The organism is Tepidiforma thermophila, from assembly GCF_002563855.1.
GTDB lineage: Bacteria > Chloroflexota > Dehalococcoidia > Tepidiformales > Tepidiformaceae > Tepidiforma > Tepidiforma thermophila.
In genome coordinates this window covers 1321782-1342082 of record NZ_PDJQ01000001.1, presented here as the reverse complement: position 1 = coordinate 1342082, position 20301 = coordinate 1321782, and the positions used below count along the sequence as shown (strand labels likewise).

The window sequence follows — 20301 nt, the reverse complement described above, 5'->3', positions numbered from 1 at the left end:
AGAGTGGAGGTGGAGGCGGCAGCTGCCGCCGAGGGTTCGTCACTGGCTGGTGAACTCGCGGGCGTGACGGCCGCGGTCGCCGAGGAGCTGGCCCCGCTGCTCCGCCGCGGGGAGGGGAGCGTGCGCCTTTCGGTCCCGGAGGGGGCGCGCGCGTACATCGCGGCGGCGCTGGCGAGTGGTCACCCGGGGCCGGTGCTGGTCGTGGCGCCGACGCCGCTGGCGGCGCAATCGCTTGCGGACGACCTCGAACTGCTGAGCGACCGCCCGGTGCTGCGGCTGCCGCAGCGGGACGCCCTGCCGTATGAGTTCGTGCGGGACGACGCTTCGGCGGGCGTCGAGCGGGCGCGGGCGCTGCGGGCGCTGGCCGGTGATGCGCCGGCGATCGTGACGGGCTCGTGGGCCGGGGTGACGGAGCACGTAGCGCCGCCGGCCCCTGAAGCCGAGGACCTCCGGCTGGAGGCTGGCGCGGCAGCGAAGCCGGGCGAGGTGGCGGCGTGGCTCGAGGCCGCCGGGTATGCCATGGAGCCGCTGGCGGATGCGCCGGGGACCGCGGCGCGGCGGGGCGGGCTGATCGACATCTTCCCGGCCGGGTTCGAGCGGCCGGTGCGCATTGAGTTCTTCGGCGACACCGTGGAGAGCATCCGGCTGGTCGACCTCGCCACGCAGCGGAGCGCGGGGCGGCTCGATGTGCTCCTCGTGCCGCCGGTGTCGACCTCGCTGGGCGCGGGGAAGGCGGCCGCGCGCGCGCTCGCGGAGCGGCTGGAGGCGACCGGGGCGGAGTCGGAGGCGGTGATCGAGCAGGTGGAGGCGGTGGCCGCCGGCGGCAGGACGGAGTACCACCAGTTCCTCGAGCCGATGCTGTATACGTCGACAGTGCTCGACCACCTCGGACCGGGCGCGCTGGTCGTGGTCATCGACCCGGAGGACGGGAGGCAGGCGCTCGAGCAGGCGCTGGAGTACGAGCGGCGGGCCCGGGCCGAAATGGAGGCACGCGGGGCGATTCCACGGGGACTTCCGGACCTGCGGGCGGAGCCTGGGGCGGCGGCTGCCGGGCTGCTCGAGCGGGCAGCGTACGTGCTGGAGCGGTTTGGGACATCGGAACGGGGTGCGCGCGAGCTGCCGGTAAGCACGGCGCCGGGGTTCGGCGGGAAGCTGCGGGTGGTGGCGCAGCAGGCGGAGGCGTGGCGGCGGGAGGGGCGGCGGGTGGTGGCGGCCTCCCTGCAGGCGCTGCGGCTGGCTGACGTGCTCGAAGAGGAGGGCGTCGCCTGTGCGAAGACGCGCAGGCTGGCAAGCGCGCCGGAGAGCGGGAGCGTGACGCTCGTGCCGGCAGCGGTTTCGGGCGGCATCGTGACGGCGGCCGGGACGGTAGTGCTAACCGATGCGGAGATCTTCGGATTCCGGAAGCGGCGGAAGCCGACGCGCCCCCACCACGCGGTGAAGTCAGACCTGCTGGAGACGCTGGAGGTCGGCGATTATGTCGTCCATGCCGACCACGGGATTGCGCGGTACGGGGGGCTGGTGCGGCGCTCGATGGACGGCGTCGAGCGGGAGTACCTCGAGCTGCAGTACGCCGAGGGCGACCGGCTGTATGTGCCGGCGGACCAGCTGGAGGCGCTGAGCCGGTACGTCGGCCCGAGCGACCATCCGCCGGCGCTGACGCGGCTGGGGACGCAGGACTGGGCGCGTTCCAAGCGGCGGGTGAAGCAGGCGGTTGTGGAGATGGCCCACGACCTGCTGGAGCTGTACGCGAAGCGGCAGCTCGTGCCGGGGCACGCGTTCAAGCCGGATACGCCGTGGCAGATGGAGATGGAGGCGTCGTTCCCGTACGTCGAGACGAATGACCAGCTGGCGGCGATTGCGGAGGTGAAGGCGGACATGGAGCGGGCCCGGCCGATGGATCGGCTGATCTGCGGGGACGTGGGCTACGGGAAGACGGAGGTGGCGGTCCGGGCGGCGTTCAAGGCGGTGATAGATGGGAAGCAGGTGGCGGTGCTGGTGCCGACGACGGTGCTGGCCGAGCAGCACGGGGCGACGTTCCGGGAGCGGATGGCGGGCTTTCCGGTGCGCGTGGAGGTGCTGTCGCGGTTCCGGTCGGCGGAGGAGCAGCGACGGATCCTGGAGGATCTGGCAGCGGGCGAGGTAGACATCGTGATTGGGACGCACCGGCTGCTGCAGAAGGACGTGGCGTTCAAGGACCTTGGGCTGGTGATCATTGACGAGGAGCAGCGGTTCGGGGTGAGCCACAAGGAGCGGCTGCGCCAGATGCGGGCCGAGGTGGACACGCTGACGCTCTCGGCGACGCCGATCCCGCGGACGCTGCAGATGTCGCTCGTGGGCATCAGGGACATGAGCACGATCATGACGCCGCCGGAGGAGCGGCAGCCGATCCGGACATATGTGCTCGCGTGGGATGACACCATCCTGCGGGAGGCGATCGAGCGGGAACTGCAGCGCGGCGGGCAGGTGTTCTTCGTCCATAACCGGGTGCAGGACATTGAGCGGGTGGCGCGGCGGGTGCGGGAGCTGGTGCCGGAGGCGCGGGTGGCGATCGGCCACGGGCAGATGCCGGAGGAGCAGCTGGAGCGTGTGATGCTGGAGTTCCAGGCAGGGGAGCATGACGTGCTGGTCTGCACGACGATCATCGAGAGCGGGCTGGACATCCCGAATGCGAACACGATCATCATCGACCAGGCGGACCGGCTGGGGCTTGCCCAGCTGTACCAGCTGCGCGGGCGGGTCGGGCGGTCGGCGAACCGGGCGTATGCGTACCTGCTGTACGACCGGGACCGGGTGCTGAGCGAGGCGGCGCAGAAGCGGCTGGAGGCGATTTTCGAGGCATCGGACCTGGGTGCGGGGTTCCAGCTGGCGCTGCGCGACCTGGAGATCCGGGGCGCCGGGAATGTGCTTGGCACGGAGCAGAGCGGGCACATCGCGGAGGTGGGGTTCGAGCTGTATACGAAGCTAGTGGCTGAGGCGGTGGCGGCGCTCAAGCGGGGGATGGGCGAGGCTGTCGCGCCGGCTGCGGAGCCGGAGCCGCCGGCGCCGGTGGTCGACCTGCCGGTGAGCGCGCACATCCCGGAGAGCTACGTGGCCGACGTCCATGCGCGGCTGAACATCTACCAGCGGGTGGCGAACCTGCAGACGGCGGAGCAGGTGGCGGAGATGCACGACGAGCTGCGGGACCGGTTCGGGCCGCTGCCGCCGGCGGTTGAGAACCTGCTGTACGTCGCGCTGGTGCGCAACCTTGCCCGGCGGGCGGGGGTCGAAGCGATCAAGACGGATGAGCAGATGTTCCACCTCTACGTGCGGGGCGGGACGACGCCGGAGCTGCGGGCGCGGGTGGAACGGCTGGGGCTGCGCTCGGTGCTGGTAGGTCCGCGGCAGGTCCGGGTGGACCGGGTGGGCGCGGGGGAGGGATGGATGCCGCTATTGGTGCGGATTTTGCGGGCGATGGCGCCGGCCGGGGAGCGGGCGGCGGCGGGGAGTTCGTGAAGCTTCGTTGACAGCGTTTTTCGGCAGGCGAACAATACGGTGCGGCGAGGCCCTGGCCCCGGGGCGTGTTCGCTGTGAGCGGAAGGACTCACGGGCAGCGCAGAAGAAGGAGGTCGAGGATTGGCAGAAGCGACAGCAACGCAGGGCGAGATTCGCCCACTGGTGCCACACCTGACGCTCGGTGAGACCCGCGATCAGGATTACCTGAACGGCTCCGTCTGCAAAAAGTGCGGGACGAAGTACGTGGGGCCGCGGCTGTTCTGCGGGGTGTGCAGCAGCGACGGGCCGTTCGAGACGGTTCGGCTGGCGGACACGGGCAGCGTGTACGTCTGGACGATCATTCACCAGGCGACGCCGTACGTTCAGGTGCCGTACATCGCAGCGGTGGTCGACCTGGACGGGGGCGGCAGCGTCAATACGAACATCGTGGGGATCGAGCCGAAGCCGGAGAACATGCGATTCGGCATGCGGGTGAAGATGTTCACCGAAAAGGTTTCGGAGGATAAAGAGGGCAATTCGTATATTGCCTACCGGTTCAAGCCGATCGAGGAGGGCCAGTAGGCCCGGGCGCGCGAAGGAGGTACGAGGATGCGCGAAGTAGCAATTGTTGGCGTTTCGATGATCAAGTTCGGCCGCTATGCGGACCGGGACTTTGCCCAGCTTTCGGCGCAGGCCGTTCTGGAGGCGCTGAAGGACGCGGGCATGGAGATGAAGCAGATTGAGGCGCTGTACAGCGGCAACCTGTACCAGACCTCGGGCTCCGGGCAGCGGATCCTGCAGCAGGTGGGGCAGACGGGCATCCCGGTGGTGAACGTGGCGAACGCCTGCGCGACGGGTTCGACGGCCTTCCGCGAGGCGTACTTCGCGGTGGCCTCGGGCGCGTACGACGTGGTGATGGCGGTCGGCTCGGAGCAGATGGGGAAGCAGGGCCTGCTGGGCTCGCGGGGCGACCCTGCGACGAGCCTGGAGGGGCGCGTCGGCTCGTACATGATGCCGGCGGTGTTCGGCATGGCGGGCATGGAGCATTCCCGCAAGTACGGTACGAAGCAGGAGCACTTCGCGCTGGCGAGCGTGAAGAACCACTGGCACAGCACGATGAACCCGCTGGCGCAGTACCAGAAGGAATCGCCGCTGGATGAAGTGCTGAACTCCCGGATGATCGCCTACCCGAACACGCTGCTGATGTGCTGCCCGACGGGCGACGGCGCAGCGGCGGCGATCCTGACCACGATGGAGAAGGCGCGGCAGTTCACGACGCAGCCGATTAAGATTGCGGCGAGCGTGCTGACCAGCGACCCGTTCACGGAGCGGGACCTGACGCTGCCGGACATCAATACGCTGACCCGGAACGCGGCGAAGCTGGCGTACGAGCAGGCCGGGATTGGGCCGGAGGACCTGGACCAGGTCGAGCTGCACGACTGCTTCGCGACGGCGGAGCTGCTGCACTACGAGAACCTCGGCCTCTGCGGCGAGGGCGAGGCGGCGGCCCATGTCGCCAGCGGCATCCCGTGGCTCGGGAACAAGGTCCCGACGAAGTACGAGGAGGACGTGGCGCCGTTCCGGGACAAGACCTACCAGCCGAAGACGAAGGCGGTGGTCAATGTTTCCGGCGGGCTGCTCTCGAAGGGGCACCCGCTGGGGGCGACCGGTGTCGCGAACATCGCGGAGATTGTCTTCCACCTGCGCGGCCAGGCCGGGGCGCGGCAGGTTGAGGGCTCGAAGGTGGGCCTGGCCCACGTTATCGGCCTCTGCTCGGCCTGCACGATTCACATCCTGCAGAAGTAAGCGCGCTCTGCACGACGCGCCACGCTCGGGCCCCTCGCTGTGCGAGGGGCCCGTTCCGTATGCGGAAGTGGTGGGCGCCGCGGTCGACGGGGCGGCGCGTGGGCCGCACCATAGTCCCTGTGACAGCGAATGAACCGCCGGACGTGGTGCTCGCCGCTTACGGGCTCGCCGGGGCACCCTCGACGCCGCTGGACGGCGGCGACGCGTGGGCGGTCCGTGCGGAGCCGCCGGTGGTGGTGAAACGGCGCCGGCTGCCCGCGAACGGCGCCGGCACGGAGTGGGAGGCGGAACTGCGGCGGCTGGCTGCAGCGGCCGGCTGGCCTGCCGGGGAGATCATTCGAACAGTCGATGGCGCGGCAGCAGTGACGGCAGCAGCCGGGGGCGCGACCTGGACGTGCGAAACGTGGCTGCCCGGAAAGCGGCGAGAGGTGCGGTCGGTGGCGGGCTGGCGGATTGTCGGCCGGCTGCTGGGGCGGCTGCACAGCGACCTTGCACGGGCGGACCCGGGGACGCAACGGCCGGGGCTCGGCAAGGCCTGGGAGCTGGACGTTTTGACCGAGGCGGCGGGAGCCGGGACATTCAACCGGCTGGTGGCGGCGTTTGGGCACGCGTATCCCGAGGTTGCGGCAGCGGTCCGGCGGGAGCGGTACCGGAACCTGCGGGAGCTGGCTCGGCTGGGCTATCCGGACCTTCCGGAGCAGCCGATCCACGGGAGCTTTTCGCCGGGGCACTTGCTCTGGACCGGGGGTGAACTGACCGGCGTCATTGGCTGGGAGTTCGCACGACGCGACGCGGCGATGTGTGACCTGGCGCCGCTGCTGATGCCGGATGGGCCGCTGGAGCTGCCCTTTGCGCAGGCACTGTTCGAGGGGTACGCGACCGTTCGACCGGTTTCGAACCAGGAGTTCGGCCTGCTGCCTGCGCTGGTGCGGGCGTGGCTGCTGTGGCAGGTGACGGTGCTGCTCATCGGCTGGCGGCTGGCGGGCGGGGACCCGGCCGGGGTTGTGCACACGATGGAGGAGCGTTTCCCGGCGTTTGAGCGGTACGCGCTGGAGCTGGGGATGCTGCGGGCGAACGTCACCGGGTAGCCGAGGGCTCGTCCGGGGCGAGGACCTCGACGGTTTCGTCGGGGGCGGGCCGGCCATTGGCGCGGCGGTCGAGGTAATAGTCGAGGACGACCCTGCCAGCGGCGGCGGCGGGGAGTGCCAGGAGGACGCCGACGACGCCCATCAGCTCGGCGCCGGCGAGCACCGCAAGGAGGACCACGAGGGCGGGGAGATTGAGGGTTTGCCCGTAGATCCGGGGCACGAGAAGGCGGTCTTCGAACTGCTGGTAGACGAGCAGGGCGACGAGGACGATGAGGGCCTGGGTGGGAGATTCCTGGAAGGCGGCGATGGAGGCGGGGACGACGGCGATGATGCCTCCGACGAGCGGGATGATATCGGCGAAGGCCGCGAGGACGCCGAAGGCGATGGCGTTCGGGACCCCGACGAGGAGCATGACGACGGTGGTGTAGACGCCGATGATGAGCGAGGTAATCAGCTGGCCGCGGACGTAGCCGCCGACGACGCGCTCGAGGGCGCGGAGGAAGTGGTGGGCATCGGCCTCGCGGTCCGGGGGAATGAAGCGGAAGAGGAAGGTGCGGAGGCGGTGGGTTTCGACGAGGAGGTAGGCGGTGATGACGGCAACGGTGAGGCCGGTGAGGATGCCAACGAGGACGCGCTGGCCATAGTCGACGACCTGGCTGCCGGAGATGATGCGGTTCCAGTTGATCTCGGCGGCGCGCTCGGGGAGGTCCCAGCGTTCGGTGTTAAAGCCGAGGTCGGAGGCGAAGGTCTCGACGTCGCGGGCGTACTCGGGGAGGTTGTTGCGGAGGTCGCGGAATTCGTCGACGACGGCCGGTGCGACGATGGCAATCATGGAGCCGAGCACGGCGAGGATGGCGACGAGGATGATGACGACGGCGGCCACCCGGTTGATGCCGCGCCTGACCATCCACTCGACGTAGGGCAGGAGGGCGGCCATGAAGATGAAGGAGGTGGTGACGATGAGGAGGAGCGGCCAGAGCTGGACGAGGAACCAGAGGCCAACCAGAACGAGGGCGATGGCGAGGATGCCGCGGAAGGAGAGTTCGAGGCGAATCATGGCGCCGCCAGGGCGGGGATGTAGCGTAGGATGCGGGGGCAGCGGGGAACTGTGCAATGCGAACTGGAGGAGAGGGAGTGTTCCGATCGGTCGATGCGTTTCTGCGGTACTTCGAGGGGGTGCACCGCCGCGCCGTGCGCGATATCGGCGCGCTGCCGCCCGAGGCGGACGGCTGGACGCCACGGACGGGGGACGGCGAGCGGGCGTGGAGCATCAACAAGCTGGTGGGGCACATGTGCGGTTCGCGGCTGTACTTTGCCAGCGCCTACCTTGGCCGGGGGTGGATCAGCCCGCCACCGCCGGATGTCAGCCGGCGGGAGCTGTGGGTACCGGCGCTGGAGGCGAGCTTCGCGGAGTTCAGGGAGCTGCTGGCAGGAACGCCGGACGCGTGGCTCGAGCGGCGCATTCCGATGATCGACAGCGACGGGACGCTTTCGGGATGGCGCATCCTGATGATGATGGTTGAGCATGACATCCACCACCGCAGCCAGATTGACACGTATGCGGGACTGAACGGCTGGGAGGTGCCGCAGATTTACAACCGGGCAGCGGAGACGATCGGCGCGCTGCAGGAGCAGGAGCGGGCGAAGCACGGGGTGAGCGGGCCGGGCCATCCGCTCTGACGTGCGCGGGGGCGATGACGCAGCGAGGGCCCCCGGCAGTCCGGGGGCCCTCGGCGTGGACCCGGGCGAATGGCGGTGCCGGCGCTCAGTCGCTGGAGAACGGGAGTTCGCCCTCGACGCGGCGGCCCTGCTTTTCGTGGATGCGGGCGATGGGCTCGGGCACGGGCTCGTGGACCGTGGTGGTCTTGGTGCCGCGGACCATGGCGATGCGGCCGGTGCGGGAGAGTTCGCGGATGCCGTACGGCTCGCACATCTTGATGAGGCCGTCGATTTTGTCTTCGTCGCCGACGACCTGGAGGATGATGGAGTTGGTGGCGATATCGACGACGTCGGCGCGGAAGACGTTGGCGATGTCGAGGAGCTCGTGTCGGTTCACGTTGTTGCAGCGAACCTTAATCATGGCGAGTTCGCGGGCGACGATGTCTTCCTGGCTGAGGTCGCTGACTTTGACGACGTCGATGAGTTTGTAGAGCTGTTTTTCAACCTGCTCGACGGGGGCGCTGTCGCCATCGACGACGATGGTCATGCGGCTGAGGCCGGGCATTTCGGAGTGGCCGACGGTGAGCGATTCGATGTTGAAGCCGCGCCGGCGGAAGAGGGAGGCGACGCGCATGAGGACACCGGGCTTGTCTTCGACAATGGCGACGACGGTGTGGTGGTTGGCGCGTTTGCGGGAGGCGTGGCCGTTGCTGGAGGGGTTCACCGTGCGAGCTCCTCAGCGGGGGCTTCGATGGTTTCGGAGAGGGCGGCGCCGGCGGGGACCATCGGCCAGACGTTTTCCTCCTGGTCGATCATGAAGTCGAGGAGGATAGGGCCGCGGTACGCGCGGGCTTCGCGGATGGCGGGTGCGACCTCGGCTTTGGTTTCGACGCGGATGGCGCGGATGCCGTAGGCCTCGGCGATTTTGCAGAAGTCGGGCTGGGTCATGGCAACAGCGACGAAGTTGCGGTCGTAGAAGAGCTGCTGCCACTGGCGGACCATGCCGAGGTAGCCGTTGTTGAAGATGGCGATTTTGAGCGGGAGGTTCTCGTCGACGACGACGGCGAGCTCCTGCATGGTCATCTGGAAGCCGCCATCGCCGCAGATGGCCCAGACTTCGGCATCGGGGACGGCGATCTGGGCGCCGATGGCGCCGGGGAGTTCGAAGCCCATGGTGCCGAGGCCGCCGGAGGAGATGAGCTGCCGGGGGCGCTTGAAGAAGTAGTGCTGGCCGGCCCACATCTGGTGCTGGCCGACGCCGGTGACGATGGTGGCGTTGCCCTCGGTCTCTTCGTAGAGGGTGCGGACGACGTACTGGGGCAGCATGCGGCGGCTTTCGCGGATATGGAGGCTGGGGTGCTCCTCGCGGACCTGGTCGATCCAGTTGAGCCACTCGGTGTGCTTCGCCTCGCGGACGTGCTCGGTAAGGCGAGGGAGGACGTTCTTGGCGCTGCCGACGATGGGGACGGCGGTTGGGAAGTTCTTGCCGATTTCGGCGGGGTCGATGTCGATGTGGATGATTTTGACGCCGGGGTTGAAGTCCTTGAACCGGCCCATGGCGCGGTCGTCGAAGCGCATGCCGACGCCGATGACGAGGTCGGCGTTATCGGCGGCCATGTTGGCGTAGAACATGCCGTGCATGCCGAGCCAGCCGTAGGAGAGGCGGTGCGCTTCGGGGAAGGCGCCGATGCCGAGGAAGGTGGTGATGACGGGGATTTCAGCTTTTTCGGCGAGGGCGACGAGTTCGGCCTGGGCATCGGACCAGATGACGCCGTGGCCGGCGATGATGATGGGCCGGCGGGACTGGTCGATGAGTTCGGCGGCGCGGCGGATCATGCCGGCGTGGCCTTCGTAGGTGGGCCGGTAGCCGCGGAGGTGGATCTTTTCGGGCCAGTCGAACTCGGCGGTTTCCTGGAAGACGTCTTTGGGGATATCGACAAGGACGGGGCCAGGGCGGCCGGTGCGGCAGATGTGGGCGGCCTCGCGGATGGTGAGGGGGATTTCCTCGGCGCGCATCACCAGGTAGTTGTGCTTGGTGATGGAGTGGGTGATGCCGGTGATGTCGGCTTCCTGGAAGCCGTCTTTGCCGAGGAGGGTGCGGCTGACGTTGCCGGTGAGCGCGAAGACGGGGACGGAGTCCATCCAGGCGGTGCAGATGCCGGTGACGAGGTTGGTTGCGCCGGGGCCGCTGGTGCCGAGGCAGACGCCCATCTTGCCGCTGGCGCGGGCGTAGCCATCAGCCATGTGGGCCGCACCCTGCTCGTGGCGGACGAGGACGTGGCGGATGCCGGGGTACTGGGGGAGGGTGTCGTAGAGGGGGAGGACGACGCCTCCGGGGTAGCCGAAGATGACTTCGACTCCTTCGCGCTGGAGGCCTTCCAGCACCATTTGTGCGCCTGTCATGCGCGCCATGGGAAACCCTTTCCGCGGAGCGAACGCTCAAGCCGGCTGAACCCGGTGGGGAAGCCGGCTGCCTGCCGCGCCGTGCGGTCGCGGCTGCCCGTGGGGTGGGCGCTGGCGGGAGGGGTGGCCGGTAAGCCGATTGCCCTCCGTTCGTTCCGCAGAATACGAGATTACGTCGATATTTCGGCGGAGGGAAGGCCGCCGAGGCGTGCGCGGATGGCGTCAATCTCGGGGATGGGGAGGGGGTCGACGCCGCGTGCGATGGCGAGGTGGAGGGAGAGGGCGTCGACTGCAACAAGGCCGGCGAGGACCTGCTCGAAGGGATCGGCACCAGGTATGTCGAGTTGCTGCCAGGGGATGCCTCGGTCGGCGGCGAGGTCGGCGACGGCGTCGAGGTAGGGTGCGGCGGGGTCGCCGGCAGCGGCGAGGGCGATGATGGCCCAGTGCCTGGCAGCCAGGGGGTCGAATCCGACGACGAGGTTGTGGGCGGCTTCGGGGAGGATGGCGGCTGCGGCGAGGGTCTTGGCGTTTTCGGCGAGCTGGTTGCGGGCGCGCTCGGCGACCGGGGCGAGGCGTGCGCCGGCAAGGACGAGCGGCACCCGGCCGGCCAGTGCTTTGGCGGCGGCGCGCACCGGGTTGCGGTCTGCCGGGATGCGGGGGGCGAGCGCTTCGGCGTAGCTGGTGCACAGGGCGCCGGCGGCATCGACGGCGGGGGTGGTGACGACGTAGAGACCGAGCCGTTCGAGGATGCGGAGGAGGGGCGCGAGGATGTGGGCGACGGCCGCGCGGGGCGGGGCATCAGTAGTGAAGGCCCAGACCGGGATGCCGTCGTCGGCGCAGCGTTCGCCGAGGCGGCCGCCACGGGTGATGGCGAGGAGGCTGGCATCGCGCCGCCATGCGTCGTCGTAGAGGGCGAGGGTTTCGGCGGTGTTGCCTGAGCAGGAGACGGCGACGACGAGGGAGCGTTCGCCGACGAAGTTGGGGAGCTGGCGGCCGCGGACGACGCAGACAGGGATCTCGCTGGTCGCGGCTGCGAGGCCGGCGACGATATCGCCGGCGGCGGCGGAACCGCCGGTTGCTGCGATGACGAGGTGGTCGGGCTCGCGGTTGGTCGGGAGTTCGAGGTCGGCGGCGCGGCGCCATTCGGCGCGGAGGACATCGCCAAAGGCGGCGATGTGCCGCCACATGGGCGAGGGGTCGGCGTGGGGCTGGCCGGCGGGCCGGCTCACGCAGGGACCCCGGCGATCGCGCGGCCGGCTTCAAGCACGGGCCGGACGAGGGCTTCGTCGGTCACTTCGGTGTAGATGCGGAGGAGCGGCTCGGTGCCGGAGAGGCGGAAGAGGAGCCAGCCGCCATCGAAGAGATAGCGCCAGCCATCGGTGCGGTCGGAGGCGGTGACCCGACGGCCGGCGATCTCGGCGGGTGCGGCGGCATCGAGGGCGGCGCGGACCAGCTCGCGCTGGCCGGGTTCGAGCTCGTAATCGTCGCGGGCGTAGAAATGGGGGCCGGTGATGGCGAAGACGTTTTCAAGCAGTTCGGAGGGCGGTTTGCCTGTGGCGGCGACGTAATCGAGGAGGAAGAGGCCGGCGAGGATGCCATCGCGCTCGGGCAGGTGGCCGCGGAAGCCGTAGCCGCCAGATTCTTCGCCGCCGATGAGCGCGTCTTTCTCCATCATGAGCGGGCCGATGAATTTGAAGCCGACGGGGGTCTCGAAGCATTCGACGCCATAGTGGGCGGCGAGGAGGTTGGCCATGCGGGTGGTGGTGATGGAGCGGACGATGGGGCCGCGGAGCCCGCGTTCGCCGAGGAGGTGGTTGATGAGGAGGGCGAAGGTGCGGAGCTGGTCGACGTAGCGGCCCTGTTCGTCGACGAGGCCGACGCGGTCGGCGTCACCGTCGTTGGCGATGCCGATGGCGTAGCGGCCGGTGGACATGAGGAGCAGGAATTCGGAGAGGTTGCTTTCGATCGGCTCTGGTGCGCGGATTCCGGGGAAGAGAGGGTTCCGTTCGCTGTGGATTTCACGGACGGTGGTGGAGCCGCCGGAGAGCAGTTCGCCGAAGAGGCCGGCGCCGGCGCCGTACATGGGGTCGACGGCGACGCTGAGGCCGGCGGCGCGGATGCGCTGGAGGTTGACCTGCCGGCCGAGTGCGGTGAGGTAGCCGGGCAGGGGATCGAAAGGCGTGATGGCGTCGGAAGCGGATGGCGCGAGGCGGATGCGCGCAGGGTCGGTGAGGATTTCGGGGACGCGGCGCTCGATGTCGGCGACGATTTCGGGGCTGGCGCTGCCGCCGTAGTGCGGTTTGACTTTGATGCCGTTCCAGTTGAACGGATTGTGGGAGCTGGTGACGACGACGCCGCCTGCGGCGCCGATTTCGATGATGCGGTAGCTGATGGCTGGGGTGGGGGCGGGGCGGGCGGCGAGCTGGACGGTGAACCCGGCGCCGGCGAGGACGCGAGCGACTTCGCGGGCGAAGTGGTCCGAGAGGAAGCGGGTATCGAACCCGACGACGAGGGGTCGGGATGTGCCGCCGTGTTCGGCGAAGTGCTCGGCGACGGCGCGGGCGCAGGCGCGGACGTTTTCGAAGGTGAAGGTATCGGCGATGATGGCGCGCCAGCCATCGGTGCCGAAGCGAACGGGGTTATCCGGCATGGGGCTCATGATAGCTGGCACCTGCGTCAACGATCGTCCCCGCGGGGGGCCGGCTGCCGGGGGCGATGGCCCCACCGGGGCCAAGGACGCACCGGTCGAGGATGGCGCCTTCGCCGACGGTGGCGCCATCGGCGATGACGGAGTCGCGGACGACGGCGCCGGGGCCGATGCGGACGTTCTCCCAGAGGACGGAGGCAGAGAGTTCGGCGCCGGGGGCGATGTCGCAGCCGGGGCCGACGGCGGTGCCCGTGATGCGCGCGCCGGGCGCGATGCGGGCGGCGGGGTCGATGGCGTTGGCTGCGCCGAGCAGGGCGCGATGGAGGGCGAGGTAGCGCGCCGGGGTGCCGAGGTCGGCCCAATGGCCTTCGAAGCGATAGCCGAGGACGGGGCGGCGCCGTGCGACGAGGGAGGGGAAGAGGGTTTCCTCGACGCGGACGGCGCCCGGGGGGATCTCGTCGACGATGCGGCGCTCGAAGATCCAGGCGCCGGCGTTGACGAGGCGGCCGGGGGCCTCGCCGGGGGGCGGTTTTTCGACGAAGCCGGTGATGAAGCCGTCTGCGTCGCAGACGGCGACGCCGAACTGGGAGGGGTCGTCGACTTCGTGGAGGGCGACGGTGAGGTCGGCGCGGCGGGCGAGGTGGGCAGCGAGCGCAGCGGAGAAATCGAAATCGAGGTAGACGTCGCCGTTGAGGACGAGGAAGCGGTCATTGATGCCGGCGACCTGGACGGCGTTGCGGATGGCGCCTCCTGATTCGAGACGGGTGGTTTCGATGACTGGCAGGAGTTCGAGGGGCCCGCGGGGGCCGGCGGGGTAGCAGCGGGCGAGGTCTTCGTTGGCGAGGCCGAGAGCGAGGACGACGCGCTGGATGCCGGACCGGGTGAGCCAGTCGAAGAGGTATTCGATGGCGGGCCGGTTGCAGACGGGCACGAGACTTTTGTGGCGCCGTGCGGTGAGGGGGCGGAGGCGGGTGCCCTGGCCGCCGACCAAGAGGATGGCGTCCACGGTGGCTAGCGACCGGCGGCTGCGCGGAGGTCGGGTGCGCGGGAGGTATCCTCCCAGGGGAGGTCGAGGTCGGTACGGCCGAAATGGCCGTAGGCGGCGGTGGGGCGGTAGATGGGCCGGCGGAGCTGGAGGTCTTCGATGATGGCGCCGGGGCGGAGGTCGAAGACTTTGCGGACGGCGGCGAGGATTTCGGAATCGGGGATGAGGCCGGTGCCGAAGGTTTCGACGCCGATGGAGGTGGGGTGGGCGACGCCGATGGCGTAGGAAAGCATGAATTCGCAGCGGCTGGCGAGGCCGGCGGCGACGATAGTCTTGGCGACCCAGCGGGCGGCGTAGGCGCCGGAGCGGTCGACCTTGGTGGGGTCTTTGCCGGAGAAGGCGCCGCCGCCGTGGCGGGCGACGCCGCCGTAGGTATCGACGATGATCTTGCGGCCGGTGAGGCCGGCGTCGCCGCGGGGGCCGCCGATCACGAAGCGGCCGGTGGGGTTGACGTGGATGATGACGTCCTTACTGAGCAGCGGGCCGGCGACGGGTTCGATGACGTGCTTTTTGACCTGGGTCGTGATGAACTCCTGGTCTTCGACATCGGGGGCATGCTGGGTGGAGATCACGACAGTGTCCACCTGGATGGGGTTCCAGTGCTCGTCGTATTCGACTGTGACCTGGGATTTGCCGTCGGGCCAGACCCAGGGGAGGAGGCCGGTTTTGCGGACTTCGGCGAGGCGGCGGGTGAGCCGATGGGCGAGGGAGATGGTCAGGGGCATGAACTCAGGGGTTTCGCGGCAGGCGAAGCCGATCATCATGCCCTGGTCGCCAGCGCCGATGTTGCGGGGGTCGCTGTTGTTCACGCCCTGGGAGATATCGGGGGACTGTTCAGAGATGGAGGTGATGACGCCGCAGGTGTGGCCGTCGAAGCCTTTGACGGAGGAGTCGTAGCCGATATCGACGATAGTTTTGCGGACGAGCTTGTTGATATCGACGTAGCCGGAGGTGGTGATTTCGCCCATGACGAGGACGAGGCCGTTGGTGGTGGCGGTTTCGCAGGCGACGCGGGCCTGGGGGTCCTGCTCGAGGAGTGCGTCGAGGACGGCATCGCTGACCTGGTCGCAGAGCTTATCGGGGTGGCCTTCGGTGACGGACTCGGAGGTGAGGAGCTTGCGTTCGGACACGTGCTGCCCTTTCGGTGATGGAGTTGCCTTCGCGCGGGCATGAAAAATCCCCTCGCGCCGGTGGGATTGGCGGCGAGGGGCGGGCCTTCCCGCAAGCCCGCCTTTTGTTGCCCGTGCGGCCGAGGCCGCGGGGCCGCGTCGGTTTGGCACCTTGGAGGCATAACCAGGTTGCCGGGCACGAACGCCCTCTTGACGCTTGCAGCAAGGGTAGCAGGCGGGCTGTCGTCGCGGAAGATGCGGGGGAGAGCGTCAGGCGGCGGGGGCGAGGGCGAGGACCTGGATATCGCCCCAGGGGGTTTCCTGGAGGGCATCGGCTTCGCCGGTTCGGAGGAGTTCGAGGACGGCGAGGAAGGAGACGACGACTTCGACGCGGGTGGCGCACTCGAGGATGGCGCGGCGGAAGGAGAAGCGGCCGCGCCGGCGGAGCCGTTCGCGGAACTGTTCGAGGCGCTGGGCGAGGGTGATGGTGGTATCGCGGGGGAGGATGGCGCGCGGGCGTGCTTCGCGGGGGCGGCGCTGAAGGAGCTTGAGCATGAGGGCGTGGAGGCGCTCGATGCTGACGCCTTCGAGGGGGGAGGCTTCGGGCAGGGCGGGCGGGGGAGCGAGGCGGGTGTAGATGCGGAGGCCGGCTTCCTGGCGCTCTTCGAGGAGTTCGACGACCTGGAGGAAGCGGCGGTATTCGCGGAGGAGTTCGACGAGCTCGGCGCCGACGTCGTCGTCTTCGAGGGAGGGCGCCTCCTCCCCCTGGGGGCGGGGGAGGAGGGCACGCGATTTGAGGTAGACGAGGCGTGCGCCGACGGCGACGAACTCTGCGAGTGCGGAGGGGTCGAAGCCTTCGCCGTTGTGGATGGCGGCGAGGTACTGGTCGGTCACCGCGACGAGGGAAACGGCGGTAATATCGAGGTCGTCCTTCTCGATGAGGTGGAGAAGGAGGTCGAGCGGCCCCTGGAAGACGGGCAGCGAGATTTCTGCCATAGCTCCTGCCGGCGCGATGCCCCCCCGCTGAGGCGGCGCCGGTACGGTCTTGCGACCGTGTGTGCTGTTACGCGCTGGCAGGCGCCCACACCCCCGGGAGCGTCCGCTCGACTGCAGCGGCGACAGCACCGACCGAGCGCATCATGGAAGCGAAGCGTTCGTATGTCAACGACTGGGCGCCGTCGGAGAGGGCGTGGTCGGGGTTGTTGTGGACTTCGATCATGAGGCCGTCGGCGCCGGCGGCGATGGCTGCCATGGCGACGGGTGTGACGAGGGAGGCCTTGCCGGTGCCGTGGGAGGGGTCGGCGATGATGGGGAGGTGGCTGAGCTCGCGGACGAGCGGGATGGCGTTGACGTCGAAGGTGTTGCGGTAGGCGGTTTCGAAGGTGCGGATGCCGCGCTCGCAGAGGATCACGTTGGGGTTGCCCTGGGCCATGATGTACTCGGCGGCGAGGAGCCACTCTTCGATCTGGCCGGAGAGGCCGCGCTTCAGCATGACGGGTTTCTTTGCGCGGCCGACTTCATCGAGCAGGATGAAGTTCTGCATGTTGCGTGCGCCGATCTGGATGATGTCGGCGTACTGGCAGACGGCGTCGATGTCGCGGACGCTCATGAGCTCGGTGATGACGGGGAGGCCATGCGCCTTGCCGGCGGCGTGGAGGTAGCGGAGGCCCTCTTCGCCGAGGCCGCGGAAGGTGTAGGGGGAGGTGCGGGGCTTGAAGGCGCCGCCGCGGAGGATGTTGGCGCCAGCGGCTTTGACGGCGCGGGCGGAATCGAAGATGTGCTCTTCGTTTTCGATGGAGCAAGGCCCGGCCATGATGGCGAGTTCGGTGCCGCCGACTTTGACGCCGTAACCGACATCGATGACGGAGTCAGCAGGGTGGAACTCGCGGGAGGCGAGTTTGTAGGGGCGGGTGACGCGGTGGACCGATTCGACGCGGGGGAGCGCCTGGAAGATGTCTTCGAGGCCGGGTTCATCGGACCCGATGACGCCGATGATGGTGCGCTCCTGGCCGACGGAGAGGTGGGCCTGGCGGCCGGTTTCTTCGATGCGCTTGATGATGACGTCGATGTCATCGGGGGTGGCTTCGGGGGAGACGACGATGATCACGGGTAAGGCTGCTCCGTTTGTGGTTGGGGTTGTGCTAGGGGACGTTGGACGCGAGGTCGGGGCGAAGCCGAGCGGCCTCGCGCAGGTAGATGTGGCGGATTTCACTCTGGGCTTTGTCGGTATTCCAGTGGAGGAGCACCCGGATACAGCGCGGGAGCATGCCGGGGACGGACATCTCGTGGCTCTGCATGAGGGGGACGAGGGTCCAGCCGAGCTGGCGTGCGGCCACGGCGGGGAATTCGGCGTAGACGTCGGGGGTGGTGGTGAGCCAGGCGGAAGCGATGTCCTCGATGCGGATTCCGTTGGCCTCGACCATGTGGATGAGGAGTTCGCGGGTGCGCTCGAGGATCTCTTCTTTCTGGTTGCGGTCGACGGTCGTCGCGCCGCGGACGCCGCGGACGGGCATACGCGCAGGTCCTCCTGGGTGTTCCTGGGGGTGGGATGGCAGGCTTCAGGACGGGCGGGCGCCAAAGGCCCCGGCCGGGGGACTGCCATATGCACGGCCCACAGGTGGACGCGGCCACGCCTGTTGAGGCGCAGCCGGCCGTCTGTGGGCCGCGATCACCTGTCCGCTACCGGCCGGAGACATCCTCCACGAACTCCCTGACGCGCTGGGCGCGGTGGTTTTCCTCCGCAGCGTCGATGGCGGTGATTATAGCAGAGCCGACGACGGCGGCATCGGCGACCCGGCGGACGGCCTCGGCCTGCTCGCGGGTGTTGATGCCGAAGCCGACGGCGAGCGGGAGGCTGGTCCGGGCGCGGACGCGGCTGATGAACTCGGGGAGGGTATCGAGGGCGACGTTGCCTTTGCCGGTGGTTCCGGTGACGGAGACGCAGTAGAGGAAAGCATCGGCAACGCTGGCGATGCGGGTAATGCGCTCGTCGCGGGTTGTGGGGGCGACGAGGGGGACGAAGCTGAGGTCGTGGGCGCGGCAGGCCTGGAGGAAGCTGCCGGCCTCTTCGGGCGGGAGGTCGACGACGATCCAGCCGTCGGCGCCGGCGGCGGCGGCTTCGGCGCAGGCGCGTGCTTCGCCGCGGGCGAGGATGGGGTTGTAGTAGCCCATGAGCAGTACGGGGACGGTGAGACCCTGCTCGCGGGCGGCACGGACAAAGGCGAAGCAATCGGCGAGGGTGACGCCCTGCTGGAGGGCGACCTGGTTGGCGTGCTGGATGGTGGCGCCGTCGGCGAGGGGGTCGGTGAAGGGCACGCCGAGTTCGATGACGTCGGCGCCGCCTTCCTGCATGGCGAGGAGGATGGGGACGGTATCGGCGCGGCGCGGGTAGCCCGCGGTGATGTAGCCAACGAAGAGCTTGCGGCCGGTTTCGCGGGCGCGGGCGAAGGTTTCGCGGAGACGCTGGGACATGGGCGGTTTCAGGACCTCGCGAGGAGCAGGATAAAGCTGAGCCCGTTGAAGAGCACATGGAAGGCGACGGCATCCCAGAGGCTGCCGGCGCGCCAGTAGAGCCAGGCGAGCACGAGCCCGATGGCGAAGAAGGGGAGGAGGGTGGCGGGGTCGCGGTGGCTGAGGGCGAAGAGTGCGGCGCTGAAGGCGGCGGCGGGCCAGAAGCCCCAGCGGAGGGTGCCGGTGAAGGCGAGGCCGCGATAGACGGCCTCTTCGCTGAGCGGGGCGGCGATGACGGTGGCGAGCCCGTAGAGGGCGAGGGCTGCAGGGTCGCGGAGGACTGGTTCGACGGTGGCGGGGGACGGCACCGGGACGAGGGGGCCGATACCGAGCGCCTCGACGGCGGCGGCGTAGACCCCGGTGAGGGGGTAGCTGATGGCGACGCAGAGGGCGGGGAGCCAGAGGCGCCCGGCGTCGAAGCGGTCGAGGCCGAGGGTGCGGGCAAGCTGACGCGGATGCTGACGCGCGCCGAGCAGGAGGGCGCCGAGGAAGAGGGCAGAGCTGACGAGGGCCATGGCCCAGGCGACGCGGACGGCGACCGGGTCGGCGAGGAGGCGCGGCGGCGCGGGGAGGGGGTTCCCGGCGACGGCGCGGGCGAGGGCGAGGTCGGCGTAGGCGGCAATGCGGGAGGCTTTTTCGAAGGCGTCGCCGGCGTCGCGGAAGCTGGCTTCGGCGCCGAGCAGGCGGGCGATAGGGTCGATGAGGGCGAGCGGAAGGAGGTAGGCGGCAACAGCGGCCCAGAGGCCGAGCAGGACACTGAGTTCGTTCCAGGGCGCGGGGCGAAGGCGGTTGGTGGTCATCCGAAGGCGAGGATGGAGAAGCTCACGGCGTTGAAGACGAAGTGGAAGAGGATGGGGTACCAGAGCGTACCGCTGCGAGAGAAAAGCCAGGCGAGGGCGACGCCGATGGCGAAGAAGGGGACGACGCTGCCGGGATCAAAGTGGACGAGGGAGAAGAGAATGCCGGATATGGCGGCGGCAGGCCAGAATCCCCAGCGGCTGAAGCCGCCAAAGACGAGGCCGCGGAAGAAGAGCTCTTCGGTGAAGGGGGCGCCGACGAGGGTGACGGCGGCGGCGATGCTGAGGGTGAGGTCGTCGCGGGTGATCTCGATGGGGACGGTGCTGCGGGGTTCGAGCCAGGTGATGCCGAGGCGGTCGACGAACTGGACCCAGGCATAGGTGCCGGCGTAGGCGAAGAAGACGGCCGCCAGCGGGAGCCAGGCCCCGGGCCAGTCGAAGCGATGGAGGCCGAGCGCGCGGGCGAGGTCGCGGGCGGAGCGGCCGGTGCTGATGCCGACGATGGCGATGACGGCGGCCTGGGAGACGGCGGTGACGATAAAGAGCACCTGGAGGCTGGCCTGGTCGGCGAGGAGGTTCGGCGGGGCGGGCAGGGGGTCGCCGCGGGAGGAGGCCGCGAGGCGCTCATCGGCGTAGGCGGCGATACGGGCGGCCTTTTCGAAGGTGTCGCCGACGTCGCGGGTGCGGAAGTCGAGGTCGAGGGCGAGCGCGACGCCGAGGGCGACGACGTTGGTCAGCACCATGAGGGCGATGAACGCGGCGAGGC

The 20301-nt window shown here is 69.3% G+C and carries 18 protein-coding genes and 1 riboswitch; of the genes, 5 read left to right on the top strand and 13 right to left on the bottom strand.

What is annotated here, in order from left to right; translation table 11 throughout:
* The first annotated feature begins 9 nt into the window (after positions 1–9).
* The 4 genes from mfd (at position 10) to A9A59_RS06480 (ending at position 6365) form a co-directional block, all read left to right on the top strand.
* Entirely contained in the window at positions 10–3492 is a 3483-nt protein-coding gene (gene mfd, locus A9A59_RS06495) for a transcription-repair coupling factor (RefSeq protein WP_098503508.1), read from the top strand.
* A 120-nt stretch (positions 3493–3612) separates the two neighbouring features.
* A complete protein-coding gene (locus A9A59_RS06490) occupies positions 3613–4053 on the top strand; it encodes a Zn-ribbon domain-containing OB-fold protein (protein WP_098503507.1) in 441 nt (146 codons plus the stop codon).
* A gap of 27 nt (positions 4054–4080) precedes the next feature.
* Positions 4081–5277: a thiolase C-terminal domain-containing protein gene (locus A9A59_RS06485; RefSeq protein ID WP_098503506.1), complete on the top strand. Its 1197-nt coding sequence runs from the start codon at positions 4081–4083 to the stop codon at positions 5275–5277.
* A 119-nt stretch (positions 5278–5396) separates the two neighbouring features.
* Positions 5397–6365, top strand: coding sequence for a phosphotransferase enzyme family protein (locus tag A9A59_RS06480; protein ID WP_165772553.1), 969 nt, complete (start codon positions 5397–5399; stop codon positions 6363–6365).
* Here A9A59_RS06480 and A9A59_RS06475 read toward each other — a convergent pair.
* Positions 6355–7422: an AI-2E family transporter gene (locus A9A59_RS06475; RefSeq protein WP_098503504.1), complete on the bottom strand. Its 1068-nt coding sequence runs from the start codon at positions 7420–7422 to the stop codon at positions 6355–6357. The two genes, A9A59_RS06480 and A9A59_RS06475, sit on opposite strands and share 11 nt — an antisense overlap.
* Before the next feature lie 77 nt (positions 7423–7499).
* On the opposite strand from A9A59_RS06475, the gene A9A59_RS06470 reads away from it, so the two are divergent.
* A complete protein-coding gene (locus A9A59_RS06470) occupies positions 7500–8045 on the top strand; it encodes a DinB family protein (RefSeq protein ID WP_165772552.1) in 546 nt (181 codons plus the stop codon).
* An 85-nt stretch (positions 8046–8130) separates the two neighbouring features.
* On the opposite strand, the gene ilvN is transcribed toward A9A59_RS06470, so the two are convergent.
* From ilvN to A9A59_RS06410, 12 genes are all read right to left on the bottom strand, one after another.
* Positions 8131–8748: an acetolactate synthase small subunit gene (gene ilvN / locus A9A59_RS06465; RefSeq protein ID WP_278286815.1), complete on the bottom strand. Its 618-nt coding sequence runs from the start codon at positions 8746–8748 to the stop codon at positions 8131–8133.
* Positions 8745–10436 carry a biosynthetic-type acetolactate synthase large subunit gene (gene ilvB / locus A9A59_RS06460; RefSeq protein WP_098503502.1) on the bottom strand — a complete coding sequence of 564 codons (1692 nt, stop codon included), beginning with the start codon at positions 10434–10436 and terminating at the stop codon, positions 8745–8747. The genes ilvN and ilvB overlap by 4 nt, the downstream gene beginning before the upstream one ends.
* Before the next feature lie 161 nt (positions 10437–10597).
* On the bottom strand, positions 10598–11656 hold the full coding sequence (locus A9A59_RS06455; RefSeq protein WP_133117535.1) for an SIS domain-containing protein: 1059 nt from the start codon (positions 11654–11656) through the stop codon (positions 10598–10600).
* Positions 11653–13077 (bottom strand): phosphoglucomutase/phosphomannomutase family protein, encoded by a 1425-nt coding sequence (locus A9A59_RS06450; protein WP_165772551.1) that lies wholly within the window; start codon positions 13075–13077, stop codon positions 11653–11655. Before A9A59_RS06450 ends, A9A59_RS06455 begins: the two co-directional genes overlap by 4 nt.
* Complete coding sequence (locus A9A59_RS06445) at positions 13067–14080, bottom strand: nucleotidyltransferase family protein (RefSeq protein ID WP_165772550.1); 1014 nt, start codon at positions 14078–14080, stop codon at positions 13067–13069. The genes A9A59_RS06450 and A9A59_RS06445 overlap by 11 nt, the downstream gene beginning before the upstream one ends.
* A gap of 5 nt (positions 14081–14085) precedes the next feature.
* Complete coding sequence (gene metK, locus A9A59_RS06440) at positions 14086–15249, bottom strand: methionine adenosyltransferase (RefSeq protein ID WP_098503499.1); 1164 nt, start codon at positions 15247–15249, stop codon at positions 14086–14088.
* Between the two features lie 93 nt (positions 15250–15342).
* Positions 15343–15450: riboswitch (SAM-I-IV-variant riboswitch) on the bottom strand.
* A gap of 48 nt (positions 15451–15498) precedes the next feature.
* Positions 15499–16224 (bottom strand): segregation and condensation protein A, encoded by a 726-nt coding sequence (locus A9A59_RS06435; protein ID WP_098503498.1) that lies wholly within the window; start codon positions 16222–16224, stop codon positions 15499–15501.
* Positions 16225–16291: 67 nt separating this feature from the next.
* Positions 16292–17335 (bottom strand): 3-deoxy-7-phosphoheptulonate synthase, encoded by a 1044-nt coding sequence (gene aroF / locus A9A59_RS06430; RefSeq protein ID WP_098503497.1) that lies wholly within the window; start codon positions 17333–17335, stop codon positions 16292–16294.
* A gap of 34 nt (positions 17336–17369) precedes the next feature.
* Entirely contained in the window at positions 17370–17741 is a 372-nt protein-coding gene (gene aroH, locus A9A59_RS06425) for a chorismate mutase (protein WP_098503496.1), read from the bottom strand.
* A 166-nt stretch (positions 17742–17907) separates the two neighbouring features.
* Positions 17908–18699, bottom strand: a complete 792-nt coding sequence (trpA, locus tag A9A59_RS06420) for a tryptophan synthase subunit alpha (RefSeq protein ID WP_098503495.1) — start codon at positions 18697–18699, stop codon at positions 17908–17910.
* A gap of 8 nt (positions 18700–18707) precedes the next feature.
* Positions 18708–19538, bottom strand: coding sequence for a CPBP family intramembrane glutamic endopeptidase (locus A9A59_RS06415; RefSeq protein WP_098503494.1), 831 nt, complete (start codon positions 19536–19538; stop codon positions 18708–18710).
* Positions 19535–20278 (bottom strand): CPBP family intramembrane glutamic endopeptidase, encoded by a 744-nt coding sequence (locus A9A59_RS06410; protein WP_098503493.1) that lies wholly within the window; start codon positions 20276–20278, stop codon positions 19535–19537. The genes A9A59_RS06415 and A9A59_RS06410 overlap by 4 nt, the downstream gene beginning before the upstream one ends.
* Positions 20279–20301: the final 23 nt, after the last annotated feature.